This is a genomic window from Streptomyces canus (genome assembly GCF_041435015.1).
Classification (GTDB): domain Bacteria; phylum Actinomycetota; class Actinomycetes; order Streptomycetales; family Streptomycetaceae; genus Streptomyces; species Streptomyces canus_G.
In genome coordinates, this window is the sequence record NZ_CP107989.1 from 7,248,504 (window position 1) to 7,267,129 (window position 18,626).

The 18,626-nt window shown below is 71.1% G+C and carries 21 protein-coding genes; 9 read left to right on the top strand and 12 right to left on the bottom strand.

What is annotated here, in order from left to right; genetic code table 11:
* Positions 1–64: 64 nt before the first annotated feature.
* Entirely contained in the window at positions 65–409 is a 345-nt protein-coding gene (locus OG841_RS33075) for a MazG-like family protein (protein WP_328638033.1), read from the bottom strand.
* Positions 410–445: 36 nt separating this feature from the next.
* Entirely contained in the window at positions 446–1,021 is a 576-nt protein-coding gene (locus tag OG841_RS33080; RefSeq protein ID WP_328638032.1) for a DoxX family protein, read from the bottom strand.
* 132 nt (positions 1,022–1,153) lie between these two features.
* Between OG841_RS33080 and OG841_RS33085 the strand changes: the two genes are divergently transcribed.
* A complete protein-coding gene (locus OG841_RS33085) occupies positions 1,154–1,480 on the top strand; it encodes a nuclear transport factor 2 family protein (RefSeq protein ID WP_365117238.1) in 327 nt (108 codons plus the stop codon).
* Between the two features lie 65 nt (positions 1,481–1,545).
* Complete coding sequence (locus OG841_RS33090) at positions 1,546–2,526, top strand: aldo/keto reductase (RefSeq protein WP_365117235.1); 981 nt, start codon at positions 1,546–1,548, stop codon at positions 2,524–2,526.
* A 22-nt stretch (positions 2,527–2,548) separates the two neighbouring features.
* Here OG841_RS33090 and OG841_RS33095 read toward each other — a convergent pair whose 3' ends face one another.
* The 4 genes from OG841_RS33095 to OG841_RS33110 form a co-directional block, all read right to left on the bottom strand.
* Complete coding sequence (locus OG841_RS33095) at positions 2,549–3,238, bottom strand: ABC transporter ATP-binding protein (protein WP_365117232.1); 690 nt, start codon at positions 3,236–3,238, stop codon at positions 2,549–2,551.
* Between the two features lie 76 nt (positions 3,239–3,314).
* Positions 3,315–4,787 (bottom strand): ABC transporter permease, encoded by a 1,473-nt coding sequence (locus OG841_RS33100; protein WP_371567696.1) that lies wholly within the window; start codon positions 4,785–4,787, stop codon positions 3,315–3,317.
* Positions 4,788–5,130: 343 nt separating this feature from the next.
* Positions 5,131–5,889, bottom strand: a complete 759-nt coding sequence (locus tag OG841_RS33105; RefSeq protein WP_371567699.1) for an SDR family oxidoreductase — start codon at positions 5,887–5,889, stop codon at positions 5,131–5,133.
* A gap of 28 nt (positions 5,890–5,917) precedes the next feature.
* A complete protein-coding gene (locus OG841_RS33110; RefSeq protein ID WP_371567702.1) occupies positions 5,918–6,928 on the bottom strand; it encodes a Gfo/Idh/MocA family protein in 1,011 nt (336 codons plus the stop codon).
* A gap of 118 nt (positions 6,929–7,046) precedes the next feature.
* Between OG841_RS33110 and OG841_RS33115 the strand changes: the two genes are divergently transcribed.
* From OG841_RS33115 to OG841_RS33130, 4 genes are all read left to right on the top strand, one after another.
* Positions 7,047–8,345 carry a multidrug effflux MFS transporter gene (locus OG841_RS33115; protein ID WP_328638025.1) on the top strand — a complete coding sequence of 433 codons (1,299 nt, stop codon included), beginning with the start codon at positions 7,047–7,049 and terminating at the stop codon, positions 8,343–8,345.
* Positions 8,297–9,472, top strand: coding sequence for a serine hydrolase domain-containing protein (locus tag OG841_RS33120; RefSeq protein ID WP_371567705.1), 1,176 nt, complete (start codon positions 8,297–8,299; stop codon positions 9,470–9,472). Before OG841_RS33115 ends, OG841_RS33120 begins: the two co-directional genes overlap by 49 nt.
* A 65-nt stretch (positions 9,473–9,537) precedes the next feature.
* The gene (locus OG841_RS33125; protein WP_371567708.1) at positions 9,538–9,750 is read left to right on the top strand and encodes a hypothetical protein; all 213 of its coding nucleotides are present in this window, start codon (positions 9,538–9,540) and stop codon (positions 9,748–9,750) included.
* Between the two features lie 62 nt (positions 9,751–9,812).
* Positions 9,813–10,802: a small ribosomal subunit Rsm22 family protein gene (locus OG841_RS33130; RefSeq protein WP_371567711.1), complete on the top strand. Its 990-nt coding sequence runs from the start codon at positions 9,813–9,815 to the stop codon at positions 10,800–10,802.
* 23 nt (positions 10,803–10,825) lie between these two features.
* Here the strand turns inward: OG841_RS33130 and OG841_RS33135 are convergent, their stop codons facing one another.
* Entirely contained in the window at positions 10,826–11,032 is a 207-nt protein-coding gene (locus OG841_RS33135; protein ID WP_371567714.1) for a DUF6243 family protein, read from the bottom strand.
* 107 nt (positions 11,033–11,139) lie between these two features.
* Here OG841_RS33135 and OG841_RS33140 point away from each other — a divergent pair, with 107 nt between their 5' ends.
* Both OG841_RS33140 and OG841_RS33145 read left to right on the top strand, forming a co-directional pair.
* Positions 11,140–11,769: a TetR/AcrR family transcriptional regulator gene (locus OG841_RS33140; RefSeq protein WP_328638020.1), complete on the top strand. Its 630-nt coding sequence runs from the start codon at positions 11,140–11,142 to the stop codon at positions 11,767–11,769.
* A gap of 112 nt (positions 11,770–11,881) precedes the next feature.
* Positions 11,882–12,619, top strand: coding sequence for a bifunctional DNA primase/polymerase (locus tag OG841_RS33145; protein WP_328638019.1), 738 nt, complete (start codon positions 11,882–11,884; stop codon positions 12,617–12,619).
* Between the two features lie 15 nt (positions 12,620–12,634).
* On the opposite strand, the gene OG841_RS33150 is transcribed toward OG841_RS33145, so the two are convergent.
* Genes OG841_RS33150 through efeO form a run of 4 tightly spaced genes read right to left on the bottom strand, consistent with a single transcriptional unit; the run spans position 12,635 to position 16,899 of the window.
* Positions 12,635–13,633 carry a hypothetical protein gene (locus tag OG841_RS33150; protein WP_328638018.1) on the bottom strand — a complete coding sequence of 333 codons (999 nt, stop codon included), beginning with the start codon at positions 13,631–13,633 and terminating at the stop codon, positions 12,635–12,637.
* Positions 13,593–14,465, bottom strand: coding sequence for an iron uptake transporter permease EfeU (gene efeU / locus OG841_RS33155; RefSeq protein ID WP_328638017.1), 873 nt, complete (start codon positions 14,463–14,465; stop codon positions 13,593–13,595). The genes OG841_RS33150 and efeU overlap by 41 nt, the downstream gene beginning before the upstream one ends.
* Positions 14,466–14,468: 3 nt before the next feature.
* On the bottom strand, positions 14,469–15,740 hold the full coding sequence (gene efeB / locus OG841_RS33160) for an iron uptake transporter deferrochelatase/peroxidase subunit (protein ID WP_365117213.1): 1,272 nt from the start codon (positions 15,738–15,740) through the stop codon (positions 14,469–14,471).
* Positions 15,741–15,750: 10 nt separating this feature from the next.
* Entirely contained in the window at positions 15,751–16,899 is a 1,149-nt protein-coding gene (efeO, locus tag OG841_RS33165; RefSeq protein WP_365117210.1) for an iron uptake system protein EfeO, read from the bottom strand.
* Between the two features lie 157 nt (positions 16,900–17,056).
* On the opposite strand from efeO, the gene OG841_RS33170 reads away from it, so the two are divergent.
* A complete protein-coding gene (locus OG841_RS33170) occupies positions 17,057–17,701 on the top strand; it encodes a PhzF family phenazine biosynthesis protein (RefSeq protein WP_365117207.1) in 645 nt (214 codons plus the stop codon).
* Positions 17,702–17,713: 12 nt separating this feature from the next.
* Here the strand turns inward: OG841_RS33170 and map are convergent, their stop codons facing one another.
* Positions 17,714–18,571 carry a type I methionyl aminopeptidase gene (gene map, locus OG841_RS33175; RefSeq protein WP_371567721.1) on the bottom strand — a complete coding sequence of 286 codons (858 nt, stop codon included), beginning with the start codon at positions 18,569–18,571 and terminating at the stop codon, positions 17,714–17,716.
* Positions 18,572–18,626: the final 55 nt, after the last annotated feature.

Consider the following 18,626-nt stretch of genomic DNA (forward strand, 5'->3'; position numbering starts at 1 on the left):
CCGGTTCATCGTCCGAGGAGTGAGGTGCGGGGTGCCCGGGGGCGTAGGCCGACCGGGTGAGGGTTCAGGCCGCCCCGGGGCCGAGTGAACGCTCCGTCACCCGGGCCAGATGGTGGTGGAGGACCTCGCGGGTGTCCGGGGTCAGCGTGCGCAGCGCCACCAATGCGGTGATCACCACGTCGCACAGCTCACCCTGCACGTCCTCCCAGGTGTGGCTGACACCCTTGCGAGGGTTCTGGCCGATCGCCCCGATGACGGCCTCGGAGACCTCGCCGACCTCCTCGGAGAGCTTCAGCATGCGCAGGAGGAGGCCTTCGCGGCCGCTCACCGGCTGATCCGTCTCCAGCCAGGCCCACAGGGCGTCGACGGACTTCCAGAGGTCCGGAGAGGGCATGCCGTGATCACTCATGCGGAGCAGCTTCCCACGGCGCGGGGTCCCGCTCGGCTACTCCCCGAACAACGCCTCCTCCTCGTCGAACAGCGCCGTCTGGGCGTCATCGCCCCCGCTCTCCTTCTCCCGCAGTCGCAGACCCCGCGCCCCCACCACCGCCGCGGTCACCAGCCCCGTCGCCGCGAGGGCCACCGGCACCATCCATCCCCGGTTGACCGTGTGGCCGAGGGCGTGGTCCAGGGAGATCCGGCCCGGCCCCGTCACCGCCAGGCCCGCCGCCGTGAGACCCAGCGTGGCCGCGTACTCGTAGCCGCCGCCCGCGTTGAAGAAGCCGTTGGGGGCGTGTACCGCGGACGCGCCGGCCATCGCGCCGGCCGCCGCCGCGCCCGCCGCCGGGGTCGCCAGGCCCAGTGCCAGCAGGGTGCCGCCGCCCGCCTCGGCCAGCCCCGCCGCCGTGGCGCTCGCCCGGCCCGGTGTGTAGCCGACGGACTCCATGAACTGGCCGGTCCCCTCGATGCCGCCCCCGCCGAACCAGCCGAGCAGTTTCTGCGCGCCGTGGGCGGCCAGCACACCCCCGGTTCCCAGCCGGAGGAGCAGCAGGCCCAGATCACGTCGGTCGTATGCGGTCACGATGACTCCCAGCGCAAGAAGTGGAACGAGACCCCCCTCGCGTTTCCACCGTCGCACCGCTCACACCTGTCCGGAATGCTCGAGCGGCCGTTCGGGTGGCGGCCCCGGGGGCGCGGTGTGAGTCTGGCTGGCATGACGATTCAGACCGCCAGACTCAGCGACCCGGCCGTCCGCGCCTTCGTCTCCGCCGTCAACGCCCATGACCGCGAGGCCTTCCTGTCCCTGCTCGCGCCCGGCGCGACCATGGCGGACGACGGCAGCGACCGTGACCTCGACGAGTGGATCGACCGGGAGATCTTCTCCTCCCACGGCCACCTCGACGTCGACAAGGAGTCCAACGGCGGCCGTTCCCTCCTCGCCCACTACAGCAACGACACCTGGGGCGAGATGCGCACCCGCTGGGACTTCACGGTCGCGGAGGACGGCAGGATCTCCCGCTTCGAGACCGGCCAGGCCTGAAACCCCGAGAACCCCCTTGCCGGACCCCTTGCCCTGAAGCGCACTTCAACTCCTAGCGTTCAGGCATGGAGATCACACGCACTCTCGGTCGCTCCGGCATCGAGGTCAGCGCTCTCGGCTTCGGCTGCTGGGCGATCGGCGGCGAATGGCAGGACGCGGACGGCCGGCCCCTCGGCTGGGGCAAGGTCGACGACGAGGAGTCCGTACGGGCGGTGCACCGCGCCCTCGACCTCGGCATCACCTTCTTCGACACCGCGGACACCTACGGCGCCGGACACAGTGAACGGGTGCTCGGACGGGCGCTGGGCAAGCGCCGGGACGACGTCATCGTCGCCACCAAGTGGGGCAACGTCTTCGACGAGGAGACCCGCACCCGCACCGGCGTCGACGACACCCCGGCCCACGCCCGCCGCGCCCTCACGGCGTCCCTCGACCGGCTCGCCACCGACCATGTCGACCTGTACCAGCTGCACCTGAACGACCTGGACCCCGAGCGCGCGGCCGAACTCCGGGACCTGTGCGAGGAGTTCGTGGGTGAAGGGCTGATCCGCGCCTACGCGTGGAGCACCGACGACCCGGCCCGCGCCGCGGTGTTCGCGCAGGGGGAGCACTGTACGGCCGTGCAGCACGCGCTCAACGTGTTGCAGGGCACGCCCGAAATGCTCTCCCTGTGCGAGAAGTTGGGCCTGGCCAGCATCAACCGCAGTCCCCTCGCGATGGGGTTGCTGGCCGGCAAGCGCCAAGGGCCCAAGGACGCCGGCGACATCCGCAGCAAGCCCCCGGCCTGGCTCCAGGGCTTCGGCGACGGTACGTCCGCCGATCCGGCGTGGCTGTCCCGCATCGACGCGCTGCGGGAGATCCTCACCAGCGAGGGCCGCACCCTGGCTCAGGGCGCCCTGGCCTGGCTGTGGGCCCGGAGCCCGCGCACGATCCCGATCCCCGGCTTCCGGTCGGTGGCCCAGGCGGAACAGAACGCGGGGGCGATGGAGAAGGGGCCGCTCACCGCGGGGCAGCTGACCGAGGTCGACAGCCTTCTGGGACGGTGAGCGGCCCCGCCTCGAACGGCTCCTACCTCTGAGTCAACGACTGTTCGGTCAACGTGAGTTGCCCGGCCTTGATGGTCGCGAGGCGGGGTGCCCGACGAGCGATCGACGAGTCATGGGTGACCAGGACGAACGTCAGCCCGTACTCGTGCCACAGCCCCTCCAGCAACGCCATGATCTCGTCGCGCATCGACTCGTCGAGGTTGCCGGTGGGCTCGTCGGCGAGCAGCACCTTCGGCTTCTTGACCAGTGCACGCGCGATGGCCACCCGCTGCTGCTGGCCGCCGGACAACTCGGAGGGCGCGTGGGTGAGCCGCTCACCCAGCCCCACCGAGCGGAGCGCCTCCGCCGCCCGCTCACGCCGTTCCGCCGGCTTCACTCCCAGCGGGACCAGCGCCGTCTCGACGTTCTCCTGAGCGGTCAGGGTCGGGATGAGGTTGAACGACTGGAAGATGATGCCGATCTTCTCGGCCCGCAGCCGGGTCAGCCTGGCCTCGCTGACCTTCGCCAGATCGACGCCGTCCAGTTCGACGCTGCCCTCGGTCGGGCGGTCCAGGCCGCCGATCATCTGCAACAGCGTGGACTTGCCGCCACCGGTGGGGCCCTGGATGACCAACTGGTCGCCGTCCTCGATGGTGAGGTCGACGCCCCGCAGCGCCTCCACCGTCTCCTTGCCGCGCGAGTAGCGCTTGGTGACGCCGGTGAGTCTGTACATGAGAACTCCGTAGAGAAGAAGAAGTGGGGAAGGCGACAGCGGACGGCGCTCGGGTCGCGCAGGCCGACGGTTTCGTCTACGACACGCTGCGCAGCGCGTCCGCGGGCCGCATCCGCGAGGCCCGCCACCCGCCCATCGCCCCGGCGATCAGCCCGCCGGTCACCGCGAGGCCCACCGCGAGCGCGATGGTGGTCATCGATACGGGCGCGGAGAGCGCGATCTCCATGGTGTTCCGGGTGGCCTGCTGTCCGGGGCCGCCGCCGCCCGGGCCGCCGCCCATGCCGCCACCGCCGCCGGTGCTGCCGAGCTGCGCGGTCAGCTTGGGGCTGATCGCGGTCACCGTGTACGCGGCCGCGAGGCCGAGGCCGATGCCGAGGGCGCCGCCGAGCAGGCCGTTCACGATCGACTCGCCGACGACCTGCCGGGTGACCCGGCGGCTCGGCCAGCCGAGCGCCTTCAGGGTGCCGAACTCGCGCACCCGGCGGGAGACCGCCGAGGAGGTCAGCAGCGCGGCGACCAGGAAGGCGGCGACGAGCACGGCGATGGACAGCCACTTGCCCACGCTGGTCGCGAGGTTGGAGGCGGTGGACAGGGACCCGGAGACGGTCTCCGCGAGATCGGCGGAGGTCGTGACGGTCGTACCGGAGATGTTCTTCTGGATCGCCGACTTGACCGAGTCGATCTGCTGGGAGTCGGTCGCCTTGACGTAGATCGTGGTGACCTGGTTCTTGGCGTCGGCCAGCGTCTGCGCCTGCTTCAGCGGCAGGTAGACGTCGGTGGTGGACTCACTGCTGTCCGGCGTCGCGATGCCGATGATCGTGTACTTGGTGCCGGAGATCTTCAAAGTCTTGCCGACCTTGAGGGAGTTCTCCTTGGCGTACGCCTTGCTGACGACGGCGACCTTCGCGTCGGTCTGCGCGGCGGTGAAGGTCTTGCCGATGGTGATCTTGGAGCCGGCCAGCGGGCCGAGCGTCTGGTCGGTGACGTCCACGCCGGCGACGGAGTAGGAGTTCACGTCGAAGTTGGCGCCGCCGCCCTGGACCTGGGGCGCGGCGGTGCTGGTGCCGCCGGAGCCGCCGCCCGGACCGCCCTGGCCGCCGTTCCCGGTGTTACCACCGGAACTCTGCGCCTTGCCCTGGGTGAAGGAGCCGTCGACCTTGGTGACGTTCAGGGTCAGCGCGCCCACCGCGCTCGCCACGCCACTCTGCCGGGAGACCTTGGTGACCACGCTCGACGCCAGGGCCTGACCGCCCTGGGTCATCACGCGGTCGGAGCTCTGTGTGTCGTCACTGTCGTTGGAGTTGGCGTCGAACCGGAAGTTCGGTCTGCCCGAACTTCCGGACGTCGGGGCCGACCTCGCCTTGGTGACGGTCATGTCGGTGCCGAGCCCGTAGAGCGACTTCAGGACCTTGTCCTGAGCCTGTGTCATGCCGGCCGACACCGAGTTGACGGTGATGACCAGCGCGATACCGAGCGCCAGACCCAGAGCGATGACCAGGGCCGCCTTCTTGCGCCGGCCCAGCTCGCGCTTGAGATAGATGCCAAACATCCCGTTCCTCGAGGTTCTTGGCGCCCGCTGTGGGCGCGCCCTCAAGGTAGGGACGCAGCATTGCGGGGCCGTGAGGAAGGGATATGTGCCGGCTGAGAAGGGATGTGCGCGAGCTGAGAATGTGCGCGGCGGCCGTCCACGGACCGGTGCGTACCTCGCGGTCCCACGCGAGATCCACCCCCACCCGGTCCATGGATGGCCGCCGCGCTCCCCCCTCGGATGCGGTCGGCGGAACGCCACCCCCCAAGTGTGAAGCTCTTGTGGAGGGCGTGTGATGAGCATAAGCCGCCAACCGGCCGCAGTGGGGGTGGAAGCAGATATTCCGCTTGGGGAGATCGGCTGCTCAGCCGCGCCCCACATACGGCATCGCCGTCGCCAGTACGGTCGCGAACTGCACGTTCGCCCCCAGCGGCAGCTCCGCCATGTGCCGCACCGTGCGCGCCACATCCGCCACGTCCATCACGGGTTCCGGCGCGACCTCCCCGTTGGCCTGCAACGCCCCGGTCCCCATCCGCGCGGTCATGTCGGTAGCCGCGTTCCCGATGTCGATCTGCCCCACCGCGATGCCGTACGGCCGCCCGTCCAGCGACAGCGACTTGGTGAGGCCGGTGAGGGCGTGTTTGGTCGCGGTGTAGGCGACGGAGTGCGGCCGGGGTGTGTGCGCCGAGATCGAGCCGTTGTTGATGATCCGTCCGCCCTGCGGGTCCTGCTCCTTCATCTGCCGGTACGCCGCCTGCGCGCACAGGAACGCCCCGTTGAGGTTGGTGTCCACCACATGCCGCCAGGCGTCGTACGGCAGCTCCTCCACCGGCACCCCGCCGGGACCGAACGTCCCCGCGTTGTTGAACAGCAGATCCACCCGCCCGAACCGCTCCACGGCGGCGGCGAACAGCGCGGCCACGTCCTCGGGCCGCGAGACGTCCGTCCGTACGGCGAGACAGGCGCCCTCGGGCACGAGTGCCGCCGTCTCCTCCAGGGTCTCGGTCCGCCGCCCCGCCAGCGCCACCGACCAGCCCGTACGCAGCAGTTCCACGGCGACCGCACGCCCGATCCCGGAGCCCGCTCCGGTCACCACGGCGGTCTTCACGTTCTTGGTGTCCATGCATCCGCAGCGTAGGTGAGGCAGGGGCTCACGCCGGCGTGAGGAGCTCTCCCGGGTAGCGCACGCCGATCCGGTCCCGTACCGCGTCGAGCGTCCGCATCACCGCGAGGGTGCCCTCCAGCGGCACCAGCGGCGACTGGCTCTCCCCGCCCCGCAGCGCCCGCATGACCTCGCGGGCCTCGTGCTTGAGGCTGTTGCGCGGCCCGTCGGCCGGGTCGGCGACGAACTCCTCCGGGTCACGTCCGTCGCGGTGCAGAACGAAACGGTCCGGGTGGAAGAAGCCGTTCGGGATGTCGATCCGGCCCAGCGAGCCGGTGACCGACGCGATCGTGGCGGTGCCGCCGGTCAGGGAGCAGTGCAGGGAGGCGAGCGCCCCGCTGTCCCAGGACAGCAGCGCGCCCGTCTGGAGGTCCACGCCCTCCTCGGAGAGCACGGCCTTCGCCGTGACGTCCGAGGGCTCCCCGAGCAGCAGATGCGCGAACGACACCGGGTACACCCCGAGGTCGAGGAGCGCGCCCCCGCCCTGCGCCGGGTCCCGCAGCCGGTGCGCGGGCGGGAAGGGCCCGGCGAGCCCGAAGTCGGCCTGCACCGTGCGGATCTCACCGATCGCGCCGTCGTCGACGAGGGCCTTGAGCCGCCGGATCAGCGGGTTGCAGTACATCCACATGGCCTCCATGAGGAAGCGGTCGTGCTCCTTCGCGAGCGCGACCAGCTCCTCGGCCTCCCGCGCGTTCAGCGTGAACGCCTTCTCGCACAGCACGTTGCGGCCGGCGGTCAGGCACAGCCCGGCGGCCGCGCGGTGCGCCGCGTGCGGGGTGGCGACGTACACGACATCGATGTCCGCGTCCTCGGCCAGGGCGCCCCAGTCGCCGTACGCCCGCTCGATCCCGAACCGCTCCGCGAACACCTTCGCCGAGGCCTCGGACCGCGAAGCCACCGCGACCACCTCCGCGTCCGGCAGATCGACCAGGTCCGCGGTGAACGCGGCCGCGATCCCGCCCGTCGCCAGAATCCCCCAGCGCACGCTCTGCTCCGTCATCCCGGCTCCACCCTCGCTCACGTGACCCTCGCCACTCTGTACGAGCTGAGAGCATAGGTGGCCGGGGGGGCCGGGCGTTGCCCCCGGGACAGCGCAGCACTCGGAGAGGGAGGGGCACATGCCCGAGCAGGGGCCACCGACACCGCACCTGGAGCAGCGGGCGGCCGCGGCGGGCAAGGAACCACCCACGGTCGCCGTCCGCCGCACCGGCCTGCTCGTCACCCTGCTCCTCGGCGGACTCACCGCCACGCCACCGCTGGCGATGGACATGTACCTCCCCTCGCTGCCGGAGGTCACCGACGCCCTGCACGCGCCCGCCGCCACCGTCCAGCTCACCCTCACCGCCTGTCTGCTCGGCATGGCCCTCGGCCAGCTCGTGGTCGGCCCGATGAGCGACCGCTGGGGCCGCAGGCGCCCGCTGCTCGCCGGTCTCGCCGTGTACGTCGTCGCCACCGCGCTGTGTGCCGTCGCGCCGACGGTGGAGTTCCTGGTCGGCTTCCGGCTGGCGCAGGGTCTCGCGGGCGCGGCGGGCATAGTGATCGCCCGGGCCGTGGTCCGGGACCTGTACGACGGCGTGGCGATGGCCCGCTTCTTCTCCACCCTCATGCTGATCGGCGGGGTCGCACCGATCGTCGCGCCGCTGATCGGCGGGCAGATCCTGCGGGTGACGGACTGGCGGGGGGTGTTCGTGGTCCTGACGGTCATCGGGGCGCTGCTCGCCGCCCTGGTCTGGGCGCGGCTGCCCGAGACCCTGCCGGCGGCCGAGCGGCACACCGGCGGCGTCGGCGAGGCCCTGCACTCGATGCGCCGCCTCCTCACCGACCTGCCCTTCACCGGCTACCTGCTCACCGGCGGCTTCGCCTTCGCCGCGCTGTTCGCCTACATCTCGGCCTCCCCGTTCGTGATCCAGGAGATCTACGGCGCCTCCCCGCAGACCTTCAGCCTGCTGTTCGGCGTGAACTCCGTCGGGCTGGTCGTCGTCGGCCAGATCAACGGCAAGGTGCTGGTGGGCAGGGTGAGCCTGGACCGGGTCCTGGGCGTGGGCCTGCTGGTCGTGACCGCGGCGGCCGCGGCGCTGCTCCTGATGGCGACCGGGGTGTTCGGCGAGGTGGGCCTGGCTCCCGTCGCCGCCGCGCTCTTCGTCCTGATGTCGGCGATGGGCGTCACCCTGCCCAACGCCCAGTCCCTCGCGCTCCTGCGCACCAAGCACTCCGCCGGCTCCGCCTCCGCCCTGCTCGGCACCTCGTCCTTCCTCATCGGTGCGATCGCCTCCCCGCTGGTCGGGATGGCCGGGGAGGACACGGCCGTCCCGATGGCGGTCGTCCAACTGGCGGCAGCACTGGTAGCGCTCACCTGTTTCATGGCAATGTGCCGTTCTGGGAACAGGCGTGCGACTACGGAAGGAGCGGGGAGCTGAGCGCACCGAGACTGCGCATCGACACACCGGAACGGGCCGGGCTCGACACCGGGGAACTCCGGCTTCTCGTCCGGGAGTTCCATGCCCTCACCGCCGGCGCACACCCCTGGGCCCCGGGTGCCGTCCTGGCCGCCGGGCGCGGCCCGGTGATCGCCGTGGAGGAGGCGTCGGGCTGGGCCGTCCGCTACGCGTCCTACGACCCCGAAGCCGACGCGGGCGTGGAACTGCCCCCGGACGCACGCGTCCCCGTCCGGGTGGACACGCCCTTCGACCTCGCCTCCCTCACCAAGCTGTTCACGGCCGTGGCCGCGGTGCAGCAGATCGAGCGCGGCACGCTGGGCATAGACGCGCGCGTAGGCGCCTACCTGCCCGACTTCACGGCGGCCGCGACGCACTCCGTCACCGTCCGCGAGCTGCTCACCCACACCTCGGGACTGCGCCCCGAACTCCCTCTCCACGACTGCGACAGCGACGAGGAGCGCCTGAACCTCCTGCGCGCCGAGCCGCCCATCGGCGTCCCCGGCACCTACACCTACTCCGACCTCAACCCGCTCCTCCTCCAGCACGTCCTCGAACGCATCACCGGCCGCCCCCTCGACGTCCTCGTCCACGAGGGCATCACCCGCCCCCTCGGCATGACGTCCACCCGCTTCGGCCCCTGCCCGGGAGCGGCGGCCACGGAGGACCAGCGCCGGCCGTGGGCCAAAGCGGACCGGGGGATGCTGCGGGGCCTGGTGCACGACGAGAACGCGTGGTCGCTGGGCGGAGTGGCAGGCCACGCGGGCCTCTTCTCGACCGCACGCGACCTCGCGATCTTCTGCCGGGCCCTGCTGGCGGGCGGCGCGTACGGCCCCGCCCGCATCCTCGGCCCGGACTTCGTGGAGCTGCTGCTGACCCCACCGGGGCTGGGCTTCGCCATCGACCAGACGTGGTTCATGGGCGAGCTCGCGGGGCACGGGGCGGCGGGCCACACGGGCTTCACGGGCACGTCCCTGGTCCTGGACCCGGCGACGGACACCTTCGTGGTCCTGCTGGCCAACACGGTCCACCCGCGAAGACGCCCGCCGGACAACAGGCCGAGGGCACAGGCGGCGACGAGGGTGGCGCGGGCGGTGAGGGGGGCGTGAGGTCTTTGCAGGCGTCCGGCGTTTGAGACGAGCGACGGCGGGGCCCACCCCCATACCGGCCGCCCATGGAGTCCTTCGTGGTGCTGCTCGCCAACGCCCCCGGACAACAGGCCGAGGGCACGGCCGGCGACGAGGGTGGCGCGGGCGGTGAGGGGGGCGTGAGGCTTTTCAGCCTGTCCGGCGTTGAGAACGAGGCCCCTTCAGGGCCGATGGCGGTCTGGGGAAGCGCGGCCCGCAGCGGGGTCGAAGGGGCAGCGCCCCTGGGACGGGACGGGTAGGGGCGGCGGGGGCGAGAAAGCCGGCGAGGCCCACCCTCACCGGCCGCCCATAGAATCCTCGGGTGACCGCCCCCGCACCCCCGTCCGAAACCCTCCGCGCCGCCCTCGCCACCCTCCTCGACGGCCTCCCCCCGAAGCAGGCGGCCCAGGCGGTGGACCGCCTGATCGCCAACTACCGCGGGACCACCCCCACCGACGCCCCGATCCTCCGCGACCGCGCGGACGTGGCCGCCTACGCCGCGTACCGCATGCCCGCCACCTTCGAGGCGGTCCACGCGGCCCTGGAGGCATTCGCCGAGGCCACCCCCGACTGGATCCCCACCGGTCACACCGACATCGGCGGCGGGACCGGCGCCGCCACCTGGGCGGTCGCCGCCACCTGGCCGGGCGACCGCGCGGTCACCGTCCTCGACTGGTCCGACCCCGCGCTCGCCCTCGGCCGCGAGATCGCCACCGCGAACCCGGCCCTGCGCGACGCCCACTGGCAGCGCACCAGGATCGGCAAGGACCTCACCCTGCCGGCCACGGATCTGGTCACCGTCTCGTACGTCCTCAACGAGCTCACCCCCGCCGACCGCACCGCCCTCGTGGACACCGCGGCGGCATCGGCACAGACCGTCGTGATCGTCGAGGCCGGCACCCCCGCCGGATACGCCCGTGTCATCGAGGCCCGCGACCGCCTGATCACCGCCGGCTTCCGGGTCGCCGCGCCCTGCCCGCACAGCGCCGCGTGCCCGATCGTCCCCGGTGAGGACTGGTGCCACTTCTCGGCGCGGGTCAGCCGGTCGTCCCTCCACCGTCGGGTCAAGGGCGGCTCACTGCCGTACGAGGACGAGAAGTTCAGCTACGTGGCGGCGACCCGACTCCCGGCGACCCCGGCCCAGGCCCGCGTGATCCGCCGGCCGCAGATCCGCAAGGGACAGGTACTCCTCGACCTGTGCGAGCCCGACGAGCAACTGACCCGCCGCACGGTCACCAAGCGGCACGGTGACCTGTACAAGGCGGCGAGGGACGCGGCGTGGGGCGACGGATGGCCCCCGGCGGACCACTAGGCCCGATCCGCCGGGGGCCGCGGTCACGTCGACGCTTCCCCCGCCGCTTTCCCCGCCGCGTCCCCCTCCCGCTTCTCCTGGAGTTTCCGTAGCAGTTCCCGCTTGTGTGCCTGCGGGTCCCGCGCGGCGCCGACGCGGCCATCACGGTTGCCGCCGCGCAGCGCCTTGCGGCCGATGTTGCTGCGGGTCCCGCCGACTCCGAGCATGCCGCCCGTTCCACCTCGTGCCATGACCTGCCCCTTCACTCACTCGACACGAAACGAGACGTATCGTTTCGCTGAATGTCTCCCACTCTCCGGCGAGACGCACCGTCTTGTCAACCTGGTAGGTTCGCCCCATGGCCACGCAGAAGTCCAAGCAGTCCGCCCCCGACACCACCCGTCGTAGCGAGAAGTCCCGCCGGGCCATCTACGACGCCGCCCTCGACCTCGTCGCCGAGGTCGGCTACCCCAGGGCCACGATCGAGGGGATCGCCGCCCGTGCCGGGGTCGGCAAGCAGACGATCTACCGCTGGTGGTCGTCGAAGGCGGAGGTGCTGATGGAGGCCTTCCTCGACCTGAGCGAGCAGGCGGCACACGAGGCCGGCGCCGAGGAGACGTACACCATTCCGGACACCGGTGATCTCGCCGCCGACCTCAAGGCCGTACTGCGCCTCACCGTGGACCAGCTCAAGGACCCCCGCTTCGAGGCCCCCTCCCGCGCCCTGGCCGCCGAGGGCGTCGTCAACGAGCAGGTCGGCCGGGCCTTCATGGCCAAGCTCCTCGAACCGTCGCTCCAGCTCTACGTCGACCGGGTGCGCGCCGCCCAGGAGGCCGGCCAGGTGCGCCCCGAGATCGACCCGCGCATCGCCCTCGAACTCTGGGTCTCCCCCCTCGCCCAGCGCTGGCTCCAGTACACCGGCCCGATCACCTACGACTACACCGACACCCTCGTCGACTACGCCCTCCACGGCATCGCACCGCGCTGAGCCGCACACGAGACGCTCACTCACGCGCAAATCCGCTCAGGGCCCCCCGGAGCGGAGGAAGGTGGGACCATAAGGCATGCTGTTCCGCACGACAGCGAGGCGAGGGTGGTAGATGAGCGCGGAGTCGGGGGGCCTGACCGGCCTGCAGGGCAAACTCTCCCAATGGCTGCGCGGACGCCGGCCGAAGGAGGCCGCCGCCGGGGACGAAGGCGGCCGTGAGGCCCTGCTGCTGGCCGCTGCCTCAGCGGGACTCCCGCTCGCGCCCGCCGCGCATCCCGCCCCCGGGTACCGGTGTTCCTGCGACCGGGTCGGATGTCCCACGCCCGCCCGTCATCCCGTGTCCTTCGCCTGGCAGACCCAGTCGACCACCGACCGCGCGCAGATCGAGCGCTGGGCCCGGCACCAGCCGCAGGCCAACTTCATCACCGCGACCGGCATGGTCCACGACGTCCTCGACGTCCCCCTGGAGGCCGGGCGGGAAGCGCTCGAGCGGCTCCTGGGCTCCGGGATCGAGGTCGGACCCGTCGCCGAGAGCGACGACGGCCGGCTCCTGTTCTTCACCCTCACCCGCGGCACCCCCGAGGACGAGGACGAGTGGTGGCCGTGCGAACTGGACTGCCACCCCGAGACGGCCGACGAACACCCCGGCCTGCGCTGGCACTGCCGAGGCTCCTACGTCCTCGTACCGCCCGCCCGGCTGCCCGGCGACCAGGCCGTGCACTGGGTCCGCGGCCTCGAACACCCGCTGCCCGACCCGCTGAGCCTCCTGGAAGTCCTCACCGACGCCTGCTCCCGCTACGTCGGCGAGGAGCCGGACCACGAGAACGCGGCCTGGCCCCTGCGCCGGTAGCGAGCCGACCGGTCTCTACGAACCCTTCGCGGACGTCAGTCCCTGGATCCGGCCGAGCACGGTGACCTGCTGCTTGCCCGCGCCCTTGGGCGGATCGACGGCCACCGAGTTGGAGACGATCTCCATCGTCAGGGACTGCTTGATCTCGCCGGTCGTCAGGGCCCGCACGGCATCGTTGGTGGGGATCGAGGTGCCCGGGGCGGCCGTCTGCTTCGTGTAGAGGTGCGTGGCGAAGAACACCAGCGCCCCGCCGTCCTTGGTGCGCAGGGCCAGTGGTTGGTAGTCGCCGCTCGTCATCGGTTCGTCGATGTACTGGGTGACCAGGCCCGGCCGCTTGCCGTCCTTCTCGCGCGCCGCACGCCACGTGCTGGTGTACGCGCCGTCCGCGAAGGTGTCGCCGCCGCTCTTGAGGTAGGTCGCGTACTCCTGGCCCACCTCACCGGGCGGGACGGCCAGTTCGGCCGAGTTCACCGGCACCGTCTCGGCCCAGCCGTCCGCGTCCTTCTTGAACTGCGGCACCTTGCCCTCGGCCACCAGCGTCAGATACGCCGCCTGGAACGGCTCGCCCAGGCCGTTGCGGGTGAACACGAGCAGCCAGCGCGCGGAACCGCCCTTGTTGCCGGCCGCGTCGGCGACGAACCAGCGCGGCCAGCCCGCCTTCTTCGGGATGGTGTACGTCACGTCCGACAGCTTCAGCGGTGTGTGCGTGGCATTGCCGCTCGGGCTGTTGACCTTGCCGGCCTTCAGCCGCGCCGCGTCGATGGCGCCGAGCGCCCCGGTGACGTGGGTGGCGTCCAGCGAGCCGTCGTACGCCTTGTCCGCCGCGTTGTACGCGTTCGTGAACTGCTGGAGCGCCTTGGCGGCCTCCGCCTTGGTGGTCGCGGGAAGCACCTCCCGCTCGCCGTGCACCACCATGCATCCGCTCGCCGTCAACGACAAAGCGGTCACAGAGGCTGCTATCAGTGCGCTCCGGTCAAGCCTGCGGAGCCTTCGAGGGCCGCGATCCCTGCTCATCAGGTGCCTTCACCTTCCCCTTCCCGGAGGCGAACCCTACCGGGGCGAGGAAGAGCGCGAGCGTCGGGATCAAGTACAGCAGCCACACCGTGACCTGAAGGACCGTCGGGTCCGGCTGGAAGTTGAACACGCCCTTGAGGAGCGTGCCGTACCAGCTGTCCGGCGGGATGGTGTCGCTGATGTCGAAGGCCCTGTCGGTCAGGCCCGGCAGCCAGTTCGCCTCCTGGAGGTCGTGGAAGCCGTACGCCAGCACACCCGCCGCCACGACGACCAGCATGCCGCCGGTCCAGGTGAAGAACTTGGCCAGGTTGATGCGCAGGGCGCCGCGGTAGAACAGCCAGCCCAGGAAGACCGCCGTGGCGATACCGAGGGCCGCGCCGACCAGCGGGCGCGGGGTGCCGTCGCCGGCCGCGTGCACCGACGCCCACACGAACAGGGCGGTCTCCAGGCCCTCCCGGCCCACCGCGAGGAACGCGGTGGCGACCAGGGCGGCGGTGCCCATCTGGAGGGCGGCGTCCAGCTTGCCGTGCAGCTCGGACTTCAGGTGCCGGGCGGTGCGCCGCATCCAGAAGACCATCCACGTCACCAGGCCGACCGCGATGACCGACAGAGAGCCGCCGAGCGCCTCCTGCGCCTCGAACGTCAGCTCCTGGGAGCCGAATTCGAGCGCGCACCCGAAACCGAGGGCGAGCGCGACCGCGACGCCGATGCCGATCCAGATGGGCCTGAGGGCGTCCCGGCGGCCCGTCTTCACCAGGTAGGCGATGAGGATGCAGACGACCAGGCTGGCTTCCAGGCCCTCGCGCAGGCCGATCAGATAGTTGGAGAACACGGGTCAGGCCTCCTTGGTGAACAGCGTGCTGCCCCACCAGTCGTCCTGGTCACGGACGCCGGGCGGGACGGCGAAGACCGCTGAACCCACGTGCTGGATGTACTCGTTGAGCGCGTCCGTGGCCAGATGGCGCTGGATCCGGATGAAGCCCTCGCGGACGTCCTTCTGGTACGCGAGGAAGAACAGGCCCGCGTCCAGCCGGCCGAGACCGTCCGTGCCGTCGGTGAAGGAGTAGCCGCGGCGCAGGATCGTCGCCCCGTGGTTGGAGTCGGGGTGTGCGAGCCGGACGTGCGCGTCGGGCTTCATCGCCGGCAGGAACGGCTTGTCGCGCTCCTTGGCCTTGCCGACCGGGGCACCCTCGCCCTTGTCGCGGCCGAAGACGTCCTCCTGCTCCTGCAGCGAGGTGCGGTCCCAGGTCTCGATGTGCATACGGATGCGGCGGGCGACGAGGTAGGAGCCGCCGTGCATCCACGGGGCGTCCTTGGCGTCCTTGGCGGAGTCCGCCCACACGAACTTCTTCAGGCGGTCCGTCTCCGTGCCCGCGATGTTGCGGGTGCCGTCCTTGAAGCCCATCAGGTTGCGCGGGGTCTGCGCGTCGGGCGTCGTCGAGGACGTCTTGCCGAAGCCGAGCTGCGACCACCTGATGACGACCTTGCCGAAGCCGATCCGGGCGAGGTTGCGGATCGCGTGCACGGCGACCTGCGGGTCGTCCGCGCAGGCCTGGACGCACAGGTCGCCGCCGCTGCGGTTCTTGTCGAGGTTGTCCCCGGCGAACTGGGGGAGGTCGACGAGCGCCTCGGGGCGCCGGTCGGCCAGGTCGAACTTCTCGAAGAGGGAAGGACCGAAACCGATCGTCAGCGTCAGCCGCGACGGCTTGAGCCCGAGCGCCTCCCCGGTGTCGTCCGGCGGCGCTTCGGCCAGACCGCCGTACGCGCCTTCCCCGACCGCCTTGCCCGCGGTCATCCGCCGCGCGGCCGCCGTCCAGTCCTTGAGCATCTGCACGAACTCGGCGCGGTCCTCCGTCGTCACGTCGAACGCGGCGAAGTGCAGCCGGTCCTGCACGGGGGTGGCGATGCCCGCCTGGTGGGTGCCGTGGAACTCGACGGCGGCCCCGGCCTCGGCCGCGGTCGGTTCGATGTCGTCGCCGGTACGGGTCATCGCGACCGCGCCACCGGCAGCGGCGGCACCGAGCGCGAGCCCGGCCCCGCCCCAGCCGATCAGCGCACGGCGCGAGGGAGCCGGGTCCTTTGCCGCGTCCTTTGTTGCGTCCGTCATGATCCCCGCCTCAGGAAGACTTGGTGACGACGACGGCGGCGGCGAGCTTGGACAGCGGCTCCGCGAGCGCGTTCACACCGTCCGACAGCTGCTTGCGATCGCTGTCACCGACCTTGTCGTACGAGGTGAAGTCGTACGACGTCTTGTCGGCGCGGTACGTGTCCAGCAGCGTGTTCAGCGCGGCGAACTGCTTGTCGAGCTCGGTGACCAGGGCCGCGTCGTTCTCCTTGGCGACCGGCTTCAGCAGCTCGTAGGACTTCTCGGCGCCCTCGACGTTGGCCTTGAAGTCGACGAGGTCGGTGTGCGAGTAGCGCTCCTCCTCGCCGGTGACCTTGCCGGTGGCGACCTCGTCGAGGAGCTCCTTGGCGCCGTTGGCCATCGAGGTCGGGGTGATGTCCGCCTTGCCGACCCGGTTCTGCCAGTCGGTGAGGTCGGTGATCAACTGGTCGGCGAGGGTCTTGTCCTCGGCGGTGATCTTCTTGTCCTGCCAGAGGGACTTCTCGAGCCGGTGCCAGCCGGTCCACTTCTGCCCGCCCTCCAGCCCGTCGGCCCGCACATCGACCTTCGGGTCGATGTCACCGAAGGACTCGGCGACCGGCTCGGTGCGCTCCCAGCCGATCCGGGAGGGGGCGTAGGCCTTCTTGGCGGCCTCGAGATCGCCGGCCTTGACCGCGGCGGCGAAGGTCTTCGCGAGCGGCAGGGTGGCGTCGGCCTGCTCCTGCGCGTACTTGCGGTACGCGGCGACGGCCGAGTCGAGGCGCGGGTCGCGCTGGGCCACACTCCCGCCGGTGGCCTTGACCTCCTGCCGGATGCCGTCGCCCTTCATGCCGGGCTTGCAGGCGATCGTGTAGTCGCCGGCCTTCACCTCGGCGGTGACCTTCTGCTTGGTGCCGGGGCCGATGTTCTCGCGCTCGGTGACGATCCGGTCGTCCGGGAAGAGGACGTAGACCTCGGTGACCTTGGAGCCCTTGTTCTCGATGGCGAGCTCCACGTGGCCCGCCGGGAACGCCTTCTTGGAGACCTCGCACTTGCTGTCGGTCGCGGTCACGTCGATCACGCGGTCGCTGTCGCCCGAGCTTCCCTTCTCCGTGCACCCCGTGACGGCGGTCAGGGCCGCCACGGCGGTGAAGGTGAGGGCGGACAGTCTGGCGGCACGCATACGAGCTCCTGAGGGTTGGTGAGGCTCGCCTAACTTATCTGAGGCTTATCTATCTATGGCGCAAAATAAACGTCAAGTAAGGGTCAAAGGAGATTCAAAGACTCCGCCCCGGAGGCACGTGGAGATGAGGGGCCCGGGCGGATGCTTCAATTCCTCCGTGAGTGACTACGACGTGCTGCGCGTCTTCTGCGCGCCGAACGGCGGCTACGGCAATGAGCTGGGCGTCGTCCGCGAGGGGTCCGTGATGCCGGACCGGGACGAACGGCAGGCGTTCGCCGCGAAGCTCGGGTTCAGCGAGACCGTGTTCGTCGACGATCCCGAGCGAGGGGTCATCGACATCTACACGCCCTCCGTGCGGCTGGCCTTCGCCGGGTATCCGTGCGTCGGGGCGGCCTGGTTGCTCGACGTGCCCGAACTCGTCACGCCCGCCGGGGTCGTCGGTACCCGGCTCGACGGGGAGTTCAGCTGGATCGAGGCGCGGGCCGAGTGGGCGGCGCCGCGGACCTTCCGCCAGTACGCCACCGCCGCCGAGGTGGACGATCTGACGGTCCCGGCGGCAGGGGAGTGGATCTACGCCTGGGCCTGGGAGGACGAGGCCGCCGGGCGGATCCGGGCCCGTGGCTTTCCGGGCCGGGGCGACGGTGTCGAGGAGGACGAGGCCACCGGTGCCGCGGCTCTCCAGCTCACCGCCGAACTCGGCCGGGCCCTGAACATCGTCCAGGGCGCCGGCTCCCAGCTCCTCACGGCTCCGCAGCCGGGGGGATGGGTGGAAGTGGGAGGCCGGGTCTTCCTGGAGCGCTGAGGCTCACGCCGGCTACGGCAGCGTCAGGATCTCCGCCCCCGTCTCCGTCACCACCAGCGTGTGCTCGAACTGCGCCGTCCGCTTCCGGTCCTTCGTGACGACCGTCCACCCGTCGTCCCACATGTCGTACTCGTGCGTCCCGAGCGTCAGCATCGGCTCGATCGTGAACGTCATGCCGGGCTGGATGACCGTCGTCGCGTGCGGGCTGTCGTAGTGCGGGATGATCAGGCCGCTGTGGAAGGAGGAGTTGATTCCGTGGCCCGTGAAGTCCCGGACGACTCCGTAGCCGAAGCGCTTGGCGTACGACTCGATGACCCGGCCGATGATGTTGATCTGGCGGCCCGGCCTGACCGCCTTGATCGCGCGCGCCAGCGACTCCCGGGTGCGCTCGACCAGCAGCCGGCTCTCCTCGTCGACGTCACCCACCAGGTACGTCGCGTTGTTGTCGCCGTGCACCCCGCCGATGTACGCCGTCACGTCGAGGTTGATGATGTCGCCGTCCCGGAGCACGGTCGAGTCCGGAATGCCGTGGCAGATCACCTCGTTGAGGCTGGTGCACAGGGACTTCGGGAAGCCCCGGTAGCCGAGCGTCGACGGGTAGGCGCCGTGGTCGCACATGTACTCGTGCGCCACCTTGTCCAGTTCGTCGGTGGTCACCCCGGGAGCGATCAGCTTCGCGGCCTCCGCCATCGCCCGCGCCGCGATACGGCCGGCGATCCGCATCGCCTCGACGGTCTCCGGAGTCTGCACCTCCGGACCCTTGTACGGCCTCGGCGCGGGCTTGCCGACGTACTCGGGGCGACGGATGTTTCCGGGCACGGAACGGATGGGGGAGAGTTCCCCGGGCACGAGCAGCGACTGGCCAGACATGGCGACGAGTCTATCCAGCGGCGATGGGGGAACATGTCCCTGGCGAGAGGAGCAG